18 protein-coding genes are annotated in these 15711 nt (G+C 55.7%); 9 read left to right on the top strand and 9 right to left on the bottom strand.

All coding sequences use genetic code 11. From position 1 onward, the window contains the following. Positions 1 to 20 precede the first annotated feature (20 nt). The 4 genes from trkA to hflX all read left to right on the top strand — a co-directional run bounded on the left by trkA (position 21) and on the right by hflX (position 4616). A complete protein-coding gene (trkA, locus tag QQL54_RS07560) occupies positions 21 to 1394 on the top strand; it encodes a Trk system potassium transporter TrkA (protein WP_284389237.1) in 1374 nt (457 codons plus the stop codon). Positions 1395 to 1430: 36 nt separating this feature from the next. After that, entirely contained in the window at positions 1431 to 2870 is a 1440-nt protein-coding gene (locus QQL54_RS07555) for a potassium transporter TrkG (protein ID WP_284389234.1), read from the top strand. 137 nt (positions 2871 to 3007) lie between these two features. Beyond that, the gene (hfq, locus tag QQL54_RS07550) at positions 3008 to 3262 is read left to right on the top strand and encodes an RNA chaperone Hfq (protein WP_284389232.1); all 255 of its coding nucleotides are present in this window, start codon (positions 3008 to 3010) and stop codon (positions 3260 to 3262) included. Positions 3263 to 3302: 40 nt separating this feature from the next. Continuing rightward, on the top strand, positions 3303 to 4616 hold the full coding sequence (gene hflX / locus QQL54_RS07545; protein ID WP_284389230.1) for a GTPase HflX: 1314 nt from the start codon (positions 3303 to 3305) through the stop codon (positions 4614 to 4616). 4 nt (positions 4617 to 4620) lie between these two features. Here the strand turns inward: hflX and mazG are convergent, their stop codons facing one another. The 5 genes from mazG to ccmA are packed head-to-tail and all read right to left on the bottom strand — an operon-like array spanning position 4621 to position 7473. Next, a complete protein-coding gene (mazG, locus tag QQL54_RS07540) occupies positions 4621 to 5355 on the bottom strand; it encodes a nucleoside triphosphate pyrophosphohydrolase (protein WP_284389228.1) in 735 nt (244 codons plus the stop codon). Next, the gene (gene ccmD, locus QQL54_RS07535; protein ID WP_284389226.1) at positions 5352 to 5459 is read right to left on the bottom strand and encodes a heme exporter protein CcmD; all 108 of its coding nucleotides are present in this window, start codon (positions 5457 to 5459) and stop codon (positions 5352 to 5354) included. Before ccmD ends, mazG begins: the two co-directional genes overlap by 4 nt. Next, entirely contained in the window at positions 5456 to 6193 is a 738-nt protein-coding gene (gene ccmC / locus QQL54_RS07530) for a heme ABC transporter permease CcmC (protein WP_284389224.1), read from the bottom strand. The genes ccmD and ccmC overlap by 4 nt, the downstream gene beginning before the upstream one ends. After that, complete coding sequence (locus QQL54_RS07525) at positions 6194 to 6850, bottom strand: heme exporter protein CcmB (RefSeq protein WP_284389221.1); 657 nt, start codon at positions 6848 to 6850, stop codon at positions 6194 to 6196. Then, positions 6847 to 7473, bottom strand: coding sequence for a heme ABC exporter ATP-binding protein CcmA (ccmA, locus tag QQL54_RS07520; RefSeq protein WP_284389220.1), 627 nt, complete (start codon positions 7471 to 7473; stop codon positions 6847 to 6849). Before ccmA ends, QQL54_RS07525 begins: the two co-directional genes overlap by 4 nt. A 74-nt stretch (positions 7474 to 7547) precedes the next feature. Here ccmA and QQL54_RS07515 point away from each other — a divergent pair, with 74 nt between their 5' ends. Then, positions 7548 to 7982, top strand: coding sequence for a cytochrome c maturation protein CcmE (locus QQL54_RS07515; protein WP_284389218.1), 435 nt, complete (start codon positions 7548 to 7550; stop codon positions 7980 to 7982). Positions 7983 to 8154: 172 nt separating this feature from the next. On the opposite strand, the gene QQL54_RS07510 is transcribed toward QQL54_RS07515, so the two are convergent. Further along, positions 8155 to 9453 (bottom strand): Xaa-Pro dipeptidase, encoded by a 1299-nt coding sequence (locus QQL54_RS07510; RefSeq protein ID WP_284389217.1) that lies wholly within the window; start codon positions 9451 to 9453, stop codon positions 8155 to 8157. Positions 9454 to 9520: 67 nt separating this feature from the next. Here QQL54_RS07510 and crtY point away from each other — a divergent pair, with 67 nt between their 5' ends. From crtY to QQL54_RS07495, 3 genes are all read left to right on the top strand, one after another. Then, the gene (gene crtY / locus QQL54_RS07505) at positions 9521 to 10672 is read left to right on the top strand and encodes a lycopene beta-cyclase CrtY (RefSeq protein ID WP_284389216.1); all 1152 of its coding nucleotides are present in this window, start codon (positions 9521 to 9523) and stop codon (positions 10670 to 10672) included. Beyond that, on the top strand, positions 10669 to 12216 hold the full coding sequence (locus QQL54_RS07500; RefSeq protein ID WP_284389215.1) for a phytoene desaturase: 1548 nt from the start codon (positions 10669 to 10671) through the stop codon (positions 12214 to 12216). Before crtY ends, QQL54_RS07500 begins: the two co-directional genes overlap by 4 nt. A 93-nt stretch (positions 12217 to 12309) precedes the next feature. Beyond that, entirely contained in the window at positions 12310 to 12702 is a 393-nt protein-coding gene (locus tag QQL54_RS07495; RefSeq protein WP_284389211.1) for a hypothetical protein, read from the top strand. A gap of 141 nt (positions 12703 to 12843) precedes the next feature. On the opposite strand, the gene QQL54_RS07490 is transcribed toward QQL54_RS07495, so the two are convergent. Genes QQL54_RS07490 through QQL54_RS07480 form a run of 3 tightly spaced genes read right to left on the bottom strand, consistent with a single transcriptional unit; the run spans position 12844 to position 14293 of the window. Next, positions 12844 to 13062 carry a hypothetical protein gene (locus QQL54_RS07490; RefSeq protein WP_284389209.1) on the bottom strand — a complete coding sequence of 73 codons (219 nt, stop codon included), beginning with the start codon at positions 13060 to 13062 and terminating at the stop codon, positions 12844 to 12846. Beyond that, positions 13059 to 13553, bottom strand: coding sequence for a SixA phosphatase family protein (locus tag QQL54_RS07485; RefSeq protein WP_284389208.1), 495 nt, complete (start codon positions 13551 to 13553; stop codon positions 13059 to 13061). The genes QQL54_RS07490 and QQL54_RS07485 overlap by 4 nt, the downstream gene beginning before the upstream one ends. Before the next feature lie 14 nt (positions 13554 to 13567). Then, the gene (locus tag QQL54_RS07480) at positions 13568 to 14293 is read right to left on the bottom strand and encodes a DUF481 domain-containing protein (protein ID WP_284389207.1); all 726 of its coding nucleotides are present in this window, start codon (positions 14291 to 14293) and stop codon (positions 13568 to 13570) included. A gap of 148 nt (positions 14294 to 14441) precedes the next feature. Between QQL54_RS07480 and serS the strand changes: the two genes are divergently transcribed. Continuing rightward, positions 14442 to 15710: a serine--tRNA ligase gene (gene serS, locus QQL54_RS07475; RefSeq protein ID WP_284389204.1), complete on the top strand. Its 1269-nt coding sequence runs from the start codon at positions 14442 to 14444 to the stop codon at positions 15708 to 15710. The last annotated feature ends 1 nt before the right edge of the window (position 15711 follow it).

Here is a 15711-nt window from a genome sequence, read left to right as displayed (position 1 = left end):
CGGACAAGCGAGGCCGGTCCATGCGAGTGATTATTTGTGGCGCCGGGCGTGTTGGCTGTGGTCTTGCCACGCGTCTAGCTGTCGAAAACAACACGGTCACCGTTGTCGATACGTCGTCTGATCTAATCCGTCAGATCACGACTGACTTGGATGTGCGCGGTGTTGTCGGACATGGGTCGCATCCCGATGTTCTGGTTCGTGCGGGCGTTGAGAACGCCGACATGATCATCGCGGTCACACAATTTGACGAAGTCAATATGGTGGCCTGTCAGATCGCGCATTCCCTTTTTGACGTGCCCACCAAAGTCGCCCGTGTTCGCGCGCAATCCTATCTTCAAGCGCAATATAATGATCTCTATTCGCGCGAGAATATGCCGATCGATATTATCATCTCGCCCGAGATCGAGATTGGGAAAGCGATCTTGCGGCGTCTGTCGACGCCCGGCGCTTTCAATGTCGTTCCCTTTGCCGATGGGTTGGTTCAGTTCCTCGGCGTGCGGATTGGAGAAGATTGCCCGATCATTGATACGCCGATCCGTCAGATCCCAGACCTGTTCACAGGGCTTCACGCGGCAATCGTGGGTATTAGGCGAGACGGGCAACTCTTTGCGCCCAATCCCGACGATCCATTGGAGATCGGTGATGACGCTTATTTCGTCACACGAGCCGAACACTCACAGCGTTTGCTGGAAGTTGTTGGTACGCGTGAGTCGCGGGCGCGGCACGTTGTCATCATTGGGGCGGGCAGTATCGGCACCTATGTCGCCAAGGCTCTAGAAGATCAGCCTGGTGTGCGTGTGCGCGTTATCGAGGCCAATAAAGAGCGGGCTGAGATTGCGGCAGCAGAGCTCCCTAAAACAGTCATTCTGCATGGCGATGCGATGGACTCAGCTGTGCAGGAAGAGGCTGGGGGCGGAAATGCAGACGTTCTGATCGCCCTCACAGACGATGATAAGACCAATATCCTCTCCTCCATCCTCGGCAAGAAATTGGGTGCGCGGCATACGATTGTGCTGCTGAATGAACGTCCGATGCAGGAGTTGCAGAAGGATTTAGGCATCGACATGGTTATCGACCCGCGGGCGTCCACCGTGTCGTCGATCCTCCGTCATGTCCGCCGTGGCCGGATCCTCGACGTTTATGCGATCGACCAAGGGGGTGCGGAAGTGCTGGAAGGCGAAGTCTTAGAAACGTCAGTCTTTGCCGGTAAGACCTTGGCCGAAGCGGCTGTCGGTGACGGGGTTGCTATTGGGGCCATCGTTCGCGACGGTCGGGTCATGATGCCTGAGCCGACTTTACAGTTGAAGGAGGGCGACCGCGTGATCTTGTTGGCCGAACGGAGCGCCCTTCGCGAAATTGAAGCGCTGTTCCGTGTCGGCGTTGAGCTCTACTGATCGGATGCTGTCCGGCTGGATAGCGGGGGCCTGAGGTTGCGGCTCGTCAAAATTCTTCTTTGGCTGGGTTACTCGCTGTTCACGAGCGCAGCCCTAATGCTGATAACGGCTTTGGTCGCGCTACTTGTTTTTGAGGTTCGAAACGCCGGATTGATGGCAATATTGGCGGTCCTGTCGGCGCTCGTCGGCGGCCTGATGATTACAGCGAGCTTCAAGGCGAGCACGAAGGAAAGCTCGGGCGAGGCGATCCTATTTCTGGTGCTCTATTGGGCAGTCGTGCCGATCGTCTGTTCATTGCCATTTTATGTACTTGGCGCGACATCCGGACCGATTGCAGCGATTTTTGAGGGTGTGTCGGCGATCACGACGACTGGCGCGAGCACACTCGACGCCGAGGTTCAGTCTCGAACTCTACTTTTCTACCGGTCCTTGCTGCAATTTTTCGGCGGCGTCAGCGTGGCCGTCTTTGCCGTCGTCGTTCTCGCCGCCCTTAACCTGACGGGAACGGGCATTCACAGATCGGGCCTTTTCACGTTTCGGTCGGGTGAGTTGTTCACGCGGTTTTTGGGCGTGGGACAGCTTGTTGCGGCCATCTATCTCTTTTTGTCGGCAGTCGCTTTCGTTTTGATGGTCATGGGCGGGACGGATACATTTACGGCACTCTGTCTTGCTCTGTCGGGGATCAGCACAGGGGGATTGCAGCCTTTTGTCGGGCCGTTGGCGAATGTTTTGTCACCTGTCTCAGCGATTGTTCTGGCGCTACTCTGTTTGGTCGGGGCGTTTAATATTTCAATCCTTTGGGATTTTCTCCGACTGAGGCGGCTTCGTCCATTTCTCCGTCTGTTCGTTCATGTTGAACATCGCGGTCTGTTTGCCATTGCGGCGTGCCTGACACTAATCACGCTTATCTTTGCGGGTCTGTCGAACTTTGGGCCGGCGATTCTGGACTCGATATTTTTCGTCAGTTCAGCGGGGTTTCGCTATGACGTGATTAGCTTGGACATGGTTCCGTCACCAATCCTAATTTGCGTGGCGCTCATTGGTGGATCGGCGCTCTCAACAGCGGGCGGGATTAAGGTAATCCGTCTGCTCTTGCTGTTCCGCCATCTGGGCACGGACATGGCCCGGTTGTCGCACCCATCCCGGGTCAAGCCGATTGAGTTTCGAGGCAATGTTATTGATGACGATGAGTTTTTGTCGATTTGGATGTATTTTTTCGGATATGCGTTGTGTTTCGCATTCGGCGCACTCGCCTTGGCTGCGTCAGGGTTGAATCTTCAGGATTCAATGGCCACGTCTGCGGCGTCACTCGCCAATATGGGGCCTCTGCTCGATATGACTTTGCCGTCGTCAGGGCTGCGATATGGGGACTTTAGTGGTCTGCAAATGACAGTGGCCGCACTTCTGATGTTGATTGGTCGCGTGGAGGTCTTGGTCGCACTATCGCTGCTTCTTCCATCGACGTGGCGACAATAATGGGCGAAATCAGCATCCAACCGTAGCTTGCTGTTTAATCATTTGCCTTTGGACAAGGCGAAGCTATGAGTCGTCGCGAACTGATGAAGCGCCGCAATAGAGTTGTTACGGCCAATAAGAAAAGCAGGTGACCCCCGATGTCGGATCGGAAACAAAATCTCCAAGACACGTTCCTGAACGCTGTCCGTAAATCCAAAATGCCCTTGACGATTTTTCTCGTAAATGGGGTAAAGCTGCAGGGTGTCGTGACGTGGTTCGACAGTTTTTGCGTCCTGCTGCGCCGGGATGGATCATCCCAGCTCGTCTATAAACATGCAATCAGCACCATTATGCCGTCCGGACCTGTGCCTCTGCATGATCCGTCGATCGACGACGAAGACGACGCGGAATAGACCCTGTTTTTGACGCAATTTTCTATGCTTGAGACCGCCTATGTATGATCTTGAAGTCAAGATCGAGCGGGCGCTTGTCGTGCATCCGCGGTTTACCGATGCACGGTCTGGTGATGCCGATTATGACCTAGAAGAAGCGGTTGGCTTGGCGGAAGCGCTCGGGGTCGCCCCGGTTGAAGCGCGAATTGTTCCCATTCGCGACGTGAAAGTCAGCAACTTCTTCGGCTCCGGTCAGATTGAAGATATGGCTGCTTCTATCCAGGCGCTGGCGCTCAATGTCGTTATCGTCAATGGTGAGCTGACGCCGATCCAGCAGCGTAATCTGGAGAAAGCCCTGAATGTCAAAGTGATCGACCGGACAGGTCTGATCTTGGAAATTTTCGGGTTGCGCGCGGCCACTAAAGAAGGGCGTTTGCAGGTCGAACTGGCGCGTCTGAACTATGAGCGTTCCCGACTTGTACGGACCTGGACGCATTTGGAGCGCCAGCGCGGTGGTTCCGGCTTCTTGTCTGGGCCAGGTGAAACACAGATTGAAAGTGACCGCCGACAGCTCAATGATAAAATCGATAAGCTGAAGTCGCAGCTCGACGATGTACGGCGAACCCGTGATCTACAGCGCGCCAAACGCAGACGGAGTGATGAACGCATCGTCGCTTTGGTTGGTTATACCAATGCCGGGAAATCGACCCTGTTCAACCGCGTAACGACGGGCGGCGTTTTCGCTCAAGATATGTTGTTCGCCACATTGGATACGACGCACCGCATTCTGCCACTTCCCAGCGGTCAAAGCGCGATTATCTCTGACACAGTGGGTTTTATCTCTGACCTACCGACACAGCTGATCACCTCGTTTAGAGCGACTTTGGAAGAGACGTTGGAAGCGGATGTGCTGTTGCATGTTCGTGATATTTCGGACCCGCTGACATCACGGCGCCGCGAAGAGGTGATGGATGTTCTCAATCAAATCGGCGCGGGCCCGGACCATGGGCAAGCGTTGATCGAAGTCTGGAACAAGGCGGACCTACTGCCTGCATCTGAACGTGAGAATATCGAAAGCCTTGCAGAGCGCGCCCGAACCGAAGCCTCGCTTACAGATGCTTTTGTGGTGTCCTGCCTATCGGGTGCCGGCATCGGTGATTTACTCGAAGGCGTTGAAGAAGCGCTGACGCGGAGTGATGAAATTCTGGACGTCACGATTACACCGGACGTGTTTTCCGCGCGCGCGTGGCTGCATGAAAATGGTCATGTCATCAACGAAGCGCCGGGCGATGCAGGGGCTGTAGCGATGACCGTGCGCTTAACGGAAAGCGATGCCGGGAAATTCAGGGCGCGGTTTTCCGAATTGATGAACTAAGCCCTTAAGAGCGTTCCTCGGCTTTGACGGATTGCCAATGTGCTTCCATCGCATTTAGAGATAGTCCCTCGACAGATCCTCCAGCTTTTTCTTCGACGCCTTCGAACCGACGCGTGAATTTGCTGTTCGCGTCGCGCAGGGCTGACTCTGCATCAATGCCAAAATGGCGCACGAGATTAACGACTGAGAAAAGCAGATCACCAGCCTCTTCATGACGCTCAGCGTCATCAGCATCACGGAGTTCGCCCGCCTCTTCGACGATCTTATCGAACACACCGTCAGTAGTGGGCCAGTCAAAACCAACTTTGGCTGCGCGCTTCTGCAGCTTCTGCGCGCGCATTAAGGCGGGTAGAGCGAGGGCGACGCCGTCCAACGTCCGTCCGGAACGTTCCGCAGCTTTCATCGCATCCCAATCTGAGCTTTCTGCACCCTCGAAAACATGAGGGTGACGCCGCACCATTTTATCGACCAATGTATCGACGACATCGTCGAGATCGAATGCGTCGACTTCATCCGCCATTTTGGCGTGAAACAGGACTTGGAACAAAAGATCGCCGAGTTCGGATTTTAGATCCGGCAGATCCGTTCGATCAATCGCGTCCTTGACCTCATAAGCCTCTTCGATCGTGTAGGGGGCGATTGTCTCGAACGTTTGCTCACGGTCCCAAGGACAGTCGGCGCGTAATCGCTCCATCAGCGCTTTGAGACGCGCGTAACGCTCCGCGGGTAGGCCGCTCATGGCTTCGGTTGACGCAAGGCACGCAGGATCAGCGCGCCCAGAACAAGGGCTGACGCGCCGTAGCTGCCCCAGATGAAAACGGCATGTGGTCCCATATCGATCATAGGGCCTCCACGCGCGCGGTCGCGGCCGGCGCTGGTTTGCGGGCGGCGCGGGCTTGCGCGATTTCCGACAACATTCCACGCATAGTTAGCCATCCAAGTAAGAGCGTATAGCCGAACGCCATGAGCAGGAGCGGCGTTAGAAGCTCCGGCGCGAGGCCGGGCGCACCGGGCTGACTGATTGTCGCTGATTGGTGCAGACTGTTCCACCATTCGACCGAAAATTTGATGATAGGAATATTGACCCAACCGATCATGGCCGTGATCGCGGCAAGACGCGACGCGCGTTTCCGGTCTTCGATCACCTGCCAGATGGTCATGTAGCCGATATAGATAAACAGCAGGATCAGCACGCTGGTCATGCGCCCGTCCCATTGCCAATACGTGCCCCAATCAGGCTTTCCCCACAAGCTGCCCGTGATTAGGGCAAGTGCCGTGAAAGCGGCGCCTGGGAGCGCTAGAGACCGGGCGGCAAGGTCGGCAATCGGATGACGCCAGACGAAGCTGATCAGGCTCGCGAGCGCAATTGAGCTGTAGGCTGCCATGGCGCACCACGCGGCGGGGACGTGGACATACATGATACGAACTGTGTCGCCATGTTCGACCTCGGTTGGTGAGGCAATCAGCGCTTGCCACAGACCAATCGTAAGCACGATGACGGCACCCCAACCGAAAACCGGCGTCAACCAGCGGGCGAGGCCGACGAAACGCTGCGGGTTGGCGAAACGGGTAAACATCTAAGCGGGACCTCTATTTGCGGCCAATGCCGCCACGGTTGCGGGTGTTCCTAGCGCGACAGCGATGAAGCTCAAACCCGCAAGGATACGAAATTGCACAGCCGCTATTCCCTCTGACGCAAAGGTGTTGGCGGCTTCTGTTCCGAAAATCAGAACCGGAATCAGCAGCGGAGCTGTCAGGATAACGGCGAGAACTCCGGACCCACGCTGTGCTGCGAGGATAGCGGCCGTGACGGAGGCGTAAGCGGTGATAGCGGGTGCGCCGATGATCAGCGATAGGATCGTGCCGATGATCGCGGGGCCGTCCATGCCGAGCAATAAGGCGAGCAGAGGCGTTGCGATGATTAACGGCGCGAGTCCGGTGATCGCGAAAGACAGGCTCTTGGCCGTAGCAATCGCCAAGCCGGATGCGCCGGAGAGATGCATCTGGGCCAATGCGCCAGTTTCTTGATCAGGCTGATAGAGGCGGTCGAGACCGAGCAAAGCGGATAAGGTCGCGGCGAGCCACAGCAGTCCGGGGCCCAGGTCAGGACGAGATCCACCGAGCGCAAGGCCGCAAAGAAGGACGAATAGGGCCATAAAGGCCAGAGATAGTCCTGTGCCGGAGGTCCCCCGAGCGGCGAGTTGCAGATCTCTTTTTAGAATGGCGCCCATCATGCGCCCGGCTCCAGCACAAGTTTTAAAGCTTCAACGCCGTTAATCGGTACAGGTTGGTGCGAGGCAATCAAAGCCATCCCGCCGTCTGTGAGATGTCGGCTAAGTGTCGATGTGACTAAGGCGCGGCCGTCCGTGTCCAAACCCGCCAATGGCTCATCCATCAACCAAGCCGCGCGGTCTGACGCCATGAGGCGCGCGAGCGACAGGCGTCGCCGCTGTCCGGCGGAGAGGCCAATCACAGGGGTTTTCGTACGGCCCGCTAATCCCACGGAGGTGAGCCTCTCTTCGAGAGACAAACTGTCACCGTTGAGACTTTGCCAGAAAGCTAATTCCTCGCCGAGCGTCAGACCCGATCGTTCAGGGCCGCGATGGGCTGCATAGGCAAGAGCCTCGCGGGAGCTGAGTTCACTGTCTTGCTGGATCCATTGGGCCGTGCCCGAATCTGGGGTCAAAAGACCAGCACAGGCCAGCAAAAGAGTGGTCTTACCGATGCCGTTGGGCCCCGTTAGCCACAGAGCTTGTCCCGGGCCAAGCGCGAGTGTCAGATCAGAGATCAGAGTTTGATCTCCACGAGACAGGGTCAAGTCTTGCACGTTCAGCCGGATATTATACCGCGGGGTCATGGCAGCCCTATGGCGTGGCTTTTACTCAGAGTCACGATGTTGAAGCGCAGCGTGTGTCTGTCTATCTAGGGTGTATGAAACCACCACATAGAAATCGACGTCTCGGCCTGATCGCGCTCGTTGGGGGTAGCTTGATAGTCGGCGTCGCACTGATCCTGTCCGCGTTGAATGAAAACACGCAATTCTTCTATAATCCGGCGGATGTGTTGGCTGAGAATTTCGAGCCAAAATCTGAGACGTTTCGAATCGGCGGGCTCGTTGTAGACGGCACAGTCGTGCATGAGGGCATCACGACAACTTTTGATCTTGCCGATTTTGAGCGCCCGACCCCAAGCCCGATTCGCGTGACGCATAGCGGACAGTTGCCCAATCTCTTCCGTGAAGGGCAGGGCGTAGTCGTGTCTGGCCGTATGGTGAGTGAGACAGAATTCCTTGCTGACGACGTCCTCGCCAAACATGACGAGAACTATCAACCCAAGATCGAGTATCAGGACGATATTGAGAGTTGAAGGAGCAGTGGCGAGCAGCTCGGCAGATGTGGGGCAGCCTTACCGCTCGCCGTATCCACCGAAGTGGACGACTCACATATGGCAGGTCCAATCCGGTTTGGGCAGTGATTTACTGTGACGATGCTGTGTTAAGTCGTAATGTGGTTTCGAAACCCCTACCGTAGCCCTCTGATTAGCCATCCGTCGCGTTCCGATAGACCGTTCCGTTTTTCATCACGAAATCAACGTCTTCCAACGCACGGATATTTTCTAACGGGTTAGTGTCGACAGCGATAATGTCGGCATAGGCGCCCGATTTGATAACCCCGATTTGTCCTTCGCGATCAAACAGTTTCGCGTTGACGATCGTCGCGCTCTGGATCGCTTGCATGGGGGTTAGGCCCCATTTGACCATGTAAGCGAATTGTCGGCCATTGAGCCCATGCGGATAGACACCCGCATCTGTGCCGTAAGCAATCTTCGCGCCTGACTTTGCGGCGGCTTGGAAGCGTTCGCGTTGTGCTTTTCCGACCTGACGTTCTTTTTCGAGGCTTTCGGGTAGGATTCCGGCGGCTTCACCCTCTGACAGAATATAGTCGGATACATAAACATCCATCGACAGGGCTGTACCTTTTTGAATCGCCAGACGGATGCTTTCATCTGTGATCATGGAGGCATGTTCGACGGAGTCGACTCCGGCTTCAATGGCGGTCTGAATGCCCTTGGACCCGTGGGCATGGACGGCGACTTTCATGCCGAGTTGGTGGGCTTCGTCCACAATGGCTTTCATTTCCTCAGCGGAAAATTGCTGCGCGCCGATTGAGGTGCCTTTGGAGAGGACGCCGCCTGTTCCGCAGAACTTAATGACTTCCGCGCCATATTTTTTGTTCTCACGGACTTTGGTCCGAACCGCCCACGGACCATCGGCCACGCCGCCGGCTATTTGTTCATACTCAAAAGGTAGAAGATTATTGTCGCAATGCCCCCCTGTAATGCCAATGGACCGACCTGCAGGAATGATACGAGGGCCGGGAATATCGCCGTCGTCGATGGCATTGCGGAGATCGATGTCAGCAAAGCCGGGCGCGCCAACATTACGAATGGTCGTAAACCCGGCTTCGAGGGTCACCTTCGCATTGGCGACGCCAGTAATGGCTGCCCGTGGCGTCGACTCTGCCAGACTATTATAACCATAATTGGCGGCTTTGCCGATCAGATGCGCGTGGCTGTCTGACAATCCAGGAAGAACCGTCATGTCTGAGAGGTCAATAAAGTGATTGGGCTGCTCAAGGCGTTGATAGGCCCGCTCGGACAAAACATCACGTATTTTACCATTCTCAATGACAATATATTGGTCGGTTTGCGTGGTTCCCGCTTCCGTATCGATCATAGTGCCCGCGTGAATTACGGTGACGCCAGCATTACCGTGGTGATTAGCCAGAGCGGGCGCGGTTAAGGATGCAGCTAACAGCAGCGAAAGAGCGAGTTTCATTCAGGTCACCTGTAGTCGTTGGGCAGGATTACAGCTAAGCGCTGCGGCGATGGCACCGCAAGCGCAAATGCCCCGAACGGTTCCGCCGGAGCCGGACTTAATCATCAATGGGGCGGGTTTGTCCGGTCTGTTGACAGCTTGGCGCTGTCTGCACGTCAATCCGAGCCTAACCATTGCGATCTACGAACAGAAGGATAGGATTGGCGGAGACCATACTTGGTCGCTCAACCTGTCAGATATTCCGCCAAATCTTAGGGATTGGTTCGATCCGTTTATCGCCTATCGCTGGCCACGATACGATGTGCGGTTCCCGCAACGTGAACGGACATTGGAGATCGAATATGGATCAGGCAATTCCGAGACATTACGAGGCTGTGTCGAACCGTTGATCCAGTCTGGGCGTTTGCAGATTCATTTGGGTCAGGCCGGACCTGTAGGCAGCCATACCCCATCGATAGACGCGACGGGCTATAGTCTGAGGGACGACGAGTTTCCGGGTTGGCAGAAATTTGTCGGCCACGTCATTCGGTGTGACCAGCCTCACGGCGTTGCGCACCCAGTTATCATGGATGCGACTGTGGAACAGATTGACGGCTATCGGTTCATCTATTTGTTGCCGTTTTCGGATCACGAAATCTTGGTTGAAGATACATATTTTTCTAACTCTCCGCATTTGTCAGAGAATGAAATCGGCCACCGGATCGAGGACTATATTCAACAGAAGGGATGGGGCGCCCACAAGACTGTTCGGACGGAAAAGGGCGTCTTGCCGATGATGATGGCCACAGACCGCGACGATGACAGCGCGAAGATCGGGCTAGGCGGCGGTTTTGCCGTCGCGGCGACGGGCTTTACGGTGCCACATGCTGTCGAGGTCGCGGACAAAATTGCACAAACGATCGCACACGGTGGTCCGAAGGTAGCGACGAAAGCGATTGCCGCCTTTCGACGCGACCATTTGCGCCGCGAAGGATATGCGCGACGACTTAACCGCATGTTTTTTCGGGCCGCCGATCCATCGCGGCGTTATGTCGTGTTGCAGCGCTTCTACGGTCTGGGCGAAGGGCTGATCCGCCGCTTTTATCGCAATGATTTGACGCGGCGAGATAAAGCTAGAATTTTGATCGGAAAACCTCCTGTACCCGTATCTAAAGCACTTACTCATTTTTCTGAATCCGACTTCATCCGGCGCGAACGTGCCAAAGGAAAATCGTCATGACTGCTGTGATTGATCCAGCTGAAATTGCCGCCGCAAAGGTAGGCGGTAAACCCACCGCCATTGTTATCGGTGCCGGGTTTGGCGGCATCGCATTGGCGATCCGTCTGCAAACGATGGGCTTCGCAGTGACGCTTCTCGACAATCGCGATAAGCCGGGCGGGCGGGCCTATGTCTATGAAGAAGACGGGTTTAAGTTTGATGGCGGCCCAACGGTCATCACTGATCCGGATTGCTTGCGCGAGCTCTGGGATATCTCAGGCCGAAACATGGATGATTACGTCACCCTGCTTCCGGTTGATCCGTTTTACCGGCTCCAGTGGGAAGACGGGGACGTGCTCGACTACACCCAAAGTCAGGAGACGCTGGAAGCCGAAATCGGCAAACGCAATCAAGCCGACGTAGCAGGCTATCGTAAGTTCTTGGCTTACAGCCAAGACCTTTATCGCGAAGGCTACGAGAAGCTCGGTACGACCGCTTTTCTGAAGTTCGGTCAGATGATTAAGGCAGCACCGCAACTGATCCGCTTGCGCGCTGACAAGAGCGTCTATTCCATGGTCAGTAAGTTCGTGAAGAACGAACGGGTTCGTCAACTCCTCTCTTTTCAATCGCTCCTCGTGGGAGGTAATCCCTTTAAAACGAGCTCCATCTACGCCTTGATCCACGCGCTTGAGCGCAAGGGCGGTGTCTGGTTCGCCAAAGGCGGAACCGGGGCTTTGGTTGATGGGATGATAAGACTTTTCAATGACCTAGGGGGAGTGGTTAAACTATCCACTGAGATCACAGACATCCGAACTGAGGGTGATCGTGTCACAGGTGTTGAGGCGGCCGATGGTTGGTCAATGGATGCCGATCTGGTCGCATCGAATGCGGATGTCGTTCACACCTATACGCAACTGCTGCGCGGTCATGACCGGGGAAAGAGTTACGGGAAAGAGTTGAAAAAGAAGAGCCATTCCATGTCGCTCTTCGTACTCTATTTCGGTCTGAAAACGACACATCCGGATATGAAGCACCACATCATATTGCTGGGTCAACGCTACCGTGAGCTTATCGCGGAAATCTTCGGCAAGGGTCGGAAAGTGCCCGATGACTTCTCTCTCTACCTTCACGCGCCTTGCGTGACGGACTCGTCCATGGCGCCGGAGGGCTGCTCATCCTACTATGTCTTGTCGCCGGTTCCGCATCTGGGTCATGCCGACATTGATTGGGATGAGTTTGGTCAGGCCTATGCTGACAAGATCCTCGATTATCTGGAAGAACATTCGATCCCGAATTTACGACGCGATCTAGTGGTGCAGAAGACGCTCACGCCGTTTGGGTTTCGCGACGAGATGAACACGCATCATGGGAGTGCGTTCTCAATCGAACCCATCCTGACCCAGTCGGCTTGGTTCCGGCCGCATAACCGCGACGATGTGTTGTGCAATCTCTATATTGTGGGGGCGGGCACACACCCTGGCGCCGGGGTTCCGGGCGTCGTGGGCGCGGCCAAGGCCACGGCGGGCGTCGTCGCAGATGATTTCAAGTCTGTGCTGGCGAGCTGATCGCTCACGCCCAACTCACAGGGCTTCACGAGGAATTGTGGAGCCAGCATCAGGTGAGTTGCTAAAGGCCCCGAAATTAACTGGGAGTCTTCCATGCCTAAACTTCGCCTGCCGCTCTTTTTGACGCGGCTCTCCATCGTGTGCTTTTTACTGCCTTGGCAGTTGATGCGGTTTCTGCGGCCTGAAGCCGCCGACGGCATCGCTAAGAAATATTATCACTTGCCGGGTCTTTCGACCGGTGTCGGCTATGCGATTGGCGTGTTCTGGATGGTTCTGCTCCTCGCCTTCTTGGTCGGGTTCAAGAAGCGGATCAGCTATGGTCTAGTGTTCCTGCTGCACGCCGGAGCGATTATTGTCGCGCTTCCATTCTACATTCCGTGGATGGAGAACTTTAATCAGCTCTTCCTCGCGGCGATCCCAGCGGCGGCAGCTATGGGTTTGCTTTACGTGTTACGCGACGAGGACACGATGTTGTCGCTGAAATAATCGAAAGTTTTTTTGATGTAGGCAATCCAGCACCCTTAGGTGCTGCGTATCTAGTCTGTTCAGCATCTCAGGTCCCTTGGTGCTGACCCTTGTCCAGAATCGTCCCCTTGTGACTGGACATCTCTTTTAGCGCCCCGGCGGCTACCGCCGCGGGCGCTTTTTTGTACCTGTCGCTAAACAGATCATACGTTTGGCTAGAAACAGCCACGTCCGGTCGATCAATAGCAGGCCGATTAAAGCCAGCACGGCCCACCAGACCGGTTTTCTTGTCCATCCGATCCAAATTAACGCCGCGAGAACTAATGGGTAGAGCAGGATCGCGACAGCGAACCGCCAAATCGCAACCGCCTTATCGATCATTCTTCCAGCGCCCTGGGCAGGATCAGATCGACAAAGGTCCAACTCTCCGGTGACAGCCAATTGCCGTCATTATGCCTTTGTAGAACCGTGCAGGCGCCCGTCGGATAATCGGCGCTCTGTCCCGTGAAGTAACCATGCAGATCCGCCCAGCCGGGATTGTGACCGAGCCACATGAGCCGGTCGATATCGGGTTCGCCTTCGGTCCGGGCCACTCTGAAAACATCCGAGGGTGAGGCGTGGTAGAATTCGCTGAAATAGTCGACGCGTTGTGCGCCGGGGATAGCACGGATCAGTCGCATGGACGTTTCGCGCGTGCGTTTGGAGTCGCTGCTCCAGATTGTCTGAGGCGCAAACCCCCGCGCGTGCAGGGCTTGGCCAACAGCAGTCGCCGCTTTGCGCCCGCGCGAATTTAGCGGGCGCTCATGGTCGGTCATATTCGCATTAGCCCAGCTAGACTTGGCGTGACGCATCAATAGGAGATGTGTGAGCATGATCCTACATGACGTTAGTCGATCGTATAGACAATCCCGAAGCGCGAAATGGTGTCTGTCTTCTCTGTGCCAAATGGCACATCAGAATGATGATCGATCCGGAATGATGCGCGCGCCGCGAGGTTGCCCATCAGGTTCGCTGTCAGACCAACTTCGCTCCAGAGATAGGTGTCGGAATCCGACCAAAGGACGCCGGAATCATTATAGGCTGAGACCTGCTCATTGATCTGCCAGTCGAAATCCGACTCGGCGTTGACTGCGAACTCATTATTCGTGATGTCGAGCGCTGATGTTTGTGACCGATAACCGACACCGGTCGTCACGCTCCATCCGATGGGTTTGCCTTCGTAGATCGTATAACCGAGGCCACCCCCGATGAAATAGCCGTCAGTGAACGCGCCGAAATCATCATAGTAATAGTCGGCTGTCCCGAAGCCGAAGAGACGGTCGCTAATGTCGCGTTCAAGCTGATAGCCCAGATTGAAACGTTCCCGGTTTTGGACGCCATTCACCGTGCCGTAATCTGCGCTGGCCGCGAATTTGTGACGCCATCTCTCGCCAATATTATCGAGTTTTAGCCCGACGCCGACATTGGTCGTGTCCGTATTGCCGGTGGTGCGGTTGGCGGTGAGGGACGCTTCGCCGACCCAACCGTTTGCATCTTGAGCTACAGCGAGGCTGGGCAGAAGGAGGCTAGGTAGGGCAAGAAGTGAGAGGGCGAATGTTGTTGTGCGCAGCATGATGGTGTTTCCCAAAGTGATTTGGGACGCCTTTGGGAAAACTGCGTTAATGCACCCTGAATGACGCTGCGCTTTACCCGCGCATCGCACCGCCTTATGGCGACCGCCAGCAACCCATAAACGACTTCAACACAGCCCGGTTTCACCCATGTTCGACCTCAAAGCCATTCGCGAAAACCCTGACGCCTTCGACGCCGGATGGGCGCGTCGTGGTCTCGATCCGCAGACGCCCACTATTCTTGAGAAGGATAAGCTGATCCGCAAGGTCAAGACGATGGTCCAAGAGGCCGAGGCGGCTCGCAATAAAGCGTCCAAACAGATCGGTGCGGCCATGGGCCGGGGCGATAAAGAAGAGGCTGAGCGTCTCAAAACTGAAGTGGCGGGTGCGAAGAATGTTATCGCTGCGCTTGGCGTCCAGCTTGAGAGCGAAGACACTATTCTGAACGATCTACTGGCCAGCCTGCCTAATATCCCGGCGGATGATGTGCCCAATGGCGCGAGTGAGGACGAGAATGTCGAGATCGCCAAATGGGGCGATCCACGCAGTTTCGATTTTGACCCGAAAGCCCATGATGACCTCGGCGAAGCGCTAGGGATGATGGATTTTGAAACGGCCGCTAAAATGAGCGGCAGCCGCTTTGTCATCTTGCGCGGCGCACTATCCCGCTTGGACCGAGCCCTCGCAGCAATGATGCTTGATATGCAAACGGGCGAAGGGTTTGAGGAAACGTCACCGCCGCTCTTAGTATGGGCCGACCCGCTCTATGGAACAGGACAACTGCCAAAATTTGAAGAAGATCTCTATAAGACGACGGGTGATCATTACCTGATCCCAACAGCTGAAGTCTCCCTCACGAATACCGTTCGCGAAAGCATCCTTGATCTGGACACACTCCCGCATCGCTTAACGGCGCACACACCCTGTTTCCGCAGTGAAGCCGGGTCTGCGGGTCGCGACACGAAGGGCATGATCCGGCAGCACCAGTTCAATAAGGTTGAGCTAGTGTCGATTGCGACGCCGGACCAGTCGGATGACGAACATAAGAACATGCTGCGCTGCGCAGAAGCCGTGTTGCAAAGGCTGGAGCTGCCTTATCGCGTAGTCGAGCTTTGCACGGGTGATCTTGGGTTCGGCGCGCGCAAAACCTATGACATTGATGTCTGGTTGCCGAGCCAGCAGACATACCGCGAGATCAGCTCAATTTCGAACTGCGGCGACTTCCAGGCCCGGCGCATGAATGCGCGCTACCGGGCCGGGGAGAAGGATAACCGCTTCGTCCATACGCTGAACGGCAGCGGTCTGGCTGTGGGCCGGACATTGGTCGCAGTGCTTGAGAATTACCAGAACGAAGACGGTAGCATTACTGTGCCGACCGCGTTGGTGCCCTATATGGGCGGCGTTGAGACGATCGGTTAAA

Origin of the sequence: Algimonas ampicilliniresistens (assembly GCF_030159955.1) — a bacterium.
Lineage (GTDB): Bacteria > Pseudomonadota > Alphaproteobacteria > Caulobacterales > Maricaulaceae > Litorimonas > Litorimonas ampicilliniresistens.
This window is presented reverse-complemented; position numbering and strand designations above follow the sequence as displayed.

Coding starts and splice junctions, on each gene's coding strand:
- trkA (WP_284389237.1), top strand. CDS start 21: ATGCGAGTGATTATTTGTGGCGCCGGGCGTGTTGGCTGTGGTCTTGCC.
- hfq (WP_284389232.1), top strand. CDS start 3,008: ATGTCGGATCGGAAACAAAATCTCCAAGACACGTTCCTGAACGCTGTC.
- hflX (WP_284389230.1), top strand. CDS start 3,303: ATGTATGATCTTGAAGTCAAGATCGAGCGGGCGCTTGTCGTGCATCCG.
- mazG (WP_284389228.1), bottom strand. CDS start 5,355: ATGAGCGGCCTACCCGCGGAGCGTTACGCGCGTCTCAAAGCGCTGATG.
- ccmD (WP_284389226.1), bottom strand. CDS start 5,459: ATGATCGATATGGGACCACATGCCGTTTTCATCTGGGGCAGCTACGGC.
- ccmC (WP_284389224.1), bottom strand. CDS start 6,193: ATGTTTACCCGTTTCGCCAACCCGCAGCGTTTCGTCGGCCTCGCCCGC.
- QQL54_RS07525 (WP_284389221.1), bottom strand. CDS start 6,850: ATGATGGGCGCCATTCTAAAAAGAGATCTGCAACTCGCCGCTCGGGGG.
- ccmA (WP_284389220.1), bottom strand. CDS start 7,473: ATGACCCCGCGGTATAATATCCGGCTGAACGTGCAAGACTTGACCCTG.
- QQL54_RS07515 (WP_284389218.1), top strand. CDS start 7,548: ATGAAACCACCACATAGAAATCGACGTCTCGGCCTGATCGCGCTCGTT.
- QQL54_RS07510 (WP_284389217.1), bottom strand. CDS start 9,453: ATGAAACTCGCTCTTTCGCTGCTGTTAGCTGCATCCTTAACCGCGCCC.
- crtY (WP_284389216.1), top strand. CDS start 9,521: ATGCCCCGAACGGTTCCGCCGGAGCCGGACTTAATCATCAATGGGGCG.
- QQL54_RS07500 (WP_284389215.1), top strand. CDS start 10,669: ATGACTGCTGTGATTGATCCAGCTGAAATTGCCGCCGCAAAGGTAGGC.
- QQL54_RS07495 (WP_284389211.1), top strand. CDS start 12,310: ATGCCTAAACTTCGCCTGCCGCTCTTTTTGACGCGGCTCTCCATCGTG.
- QQL54_RS07490 (WP_284389209.1), bottom strand. CDS start 13,062: ATGATCGATAAGGCGGTTGCGATTTGGCGGTTCGCTGTCGCGATCCTG.
- QQL54_RS07485 (WP_284389208.1), bottom strand. CDS start 13,553: ATGCTCACACATCTCCTATTGATGCGTCACGCCAAGTCTAGCTGGGCT.
- QQL54_RS07480 (WP_284389207.1), bottom strand. CDS start 14,293: ATGCTGCGCACAACAACATTCGCCCTCTCACTTCTTGCCCTACCTAGC.
- serS (WP_284389204.1), top strand. CDS start 14,442: ATGTTCGACCTCAAAGCCATTCGCGAAAACCCTGACGCCTTCGACGCC.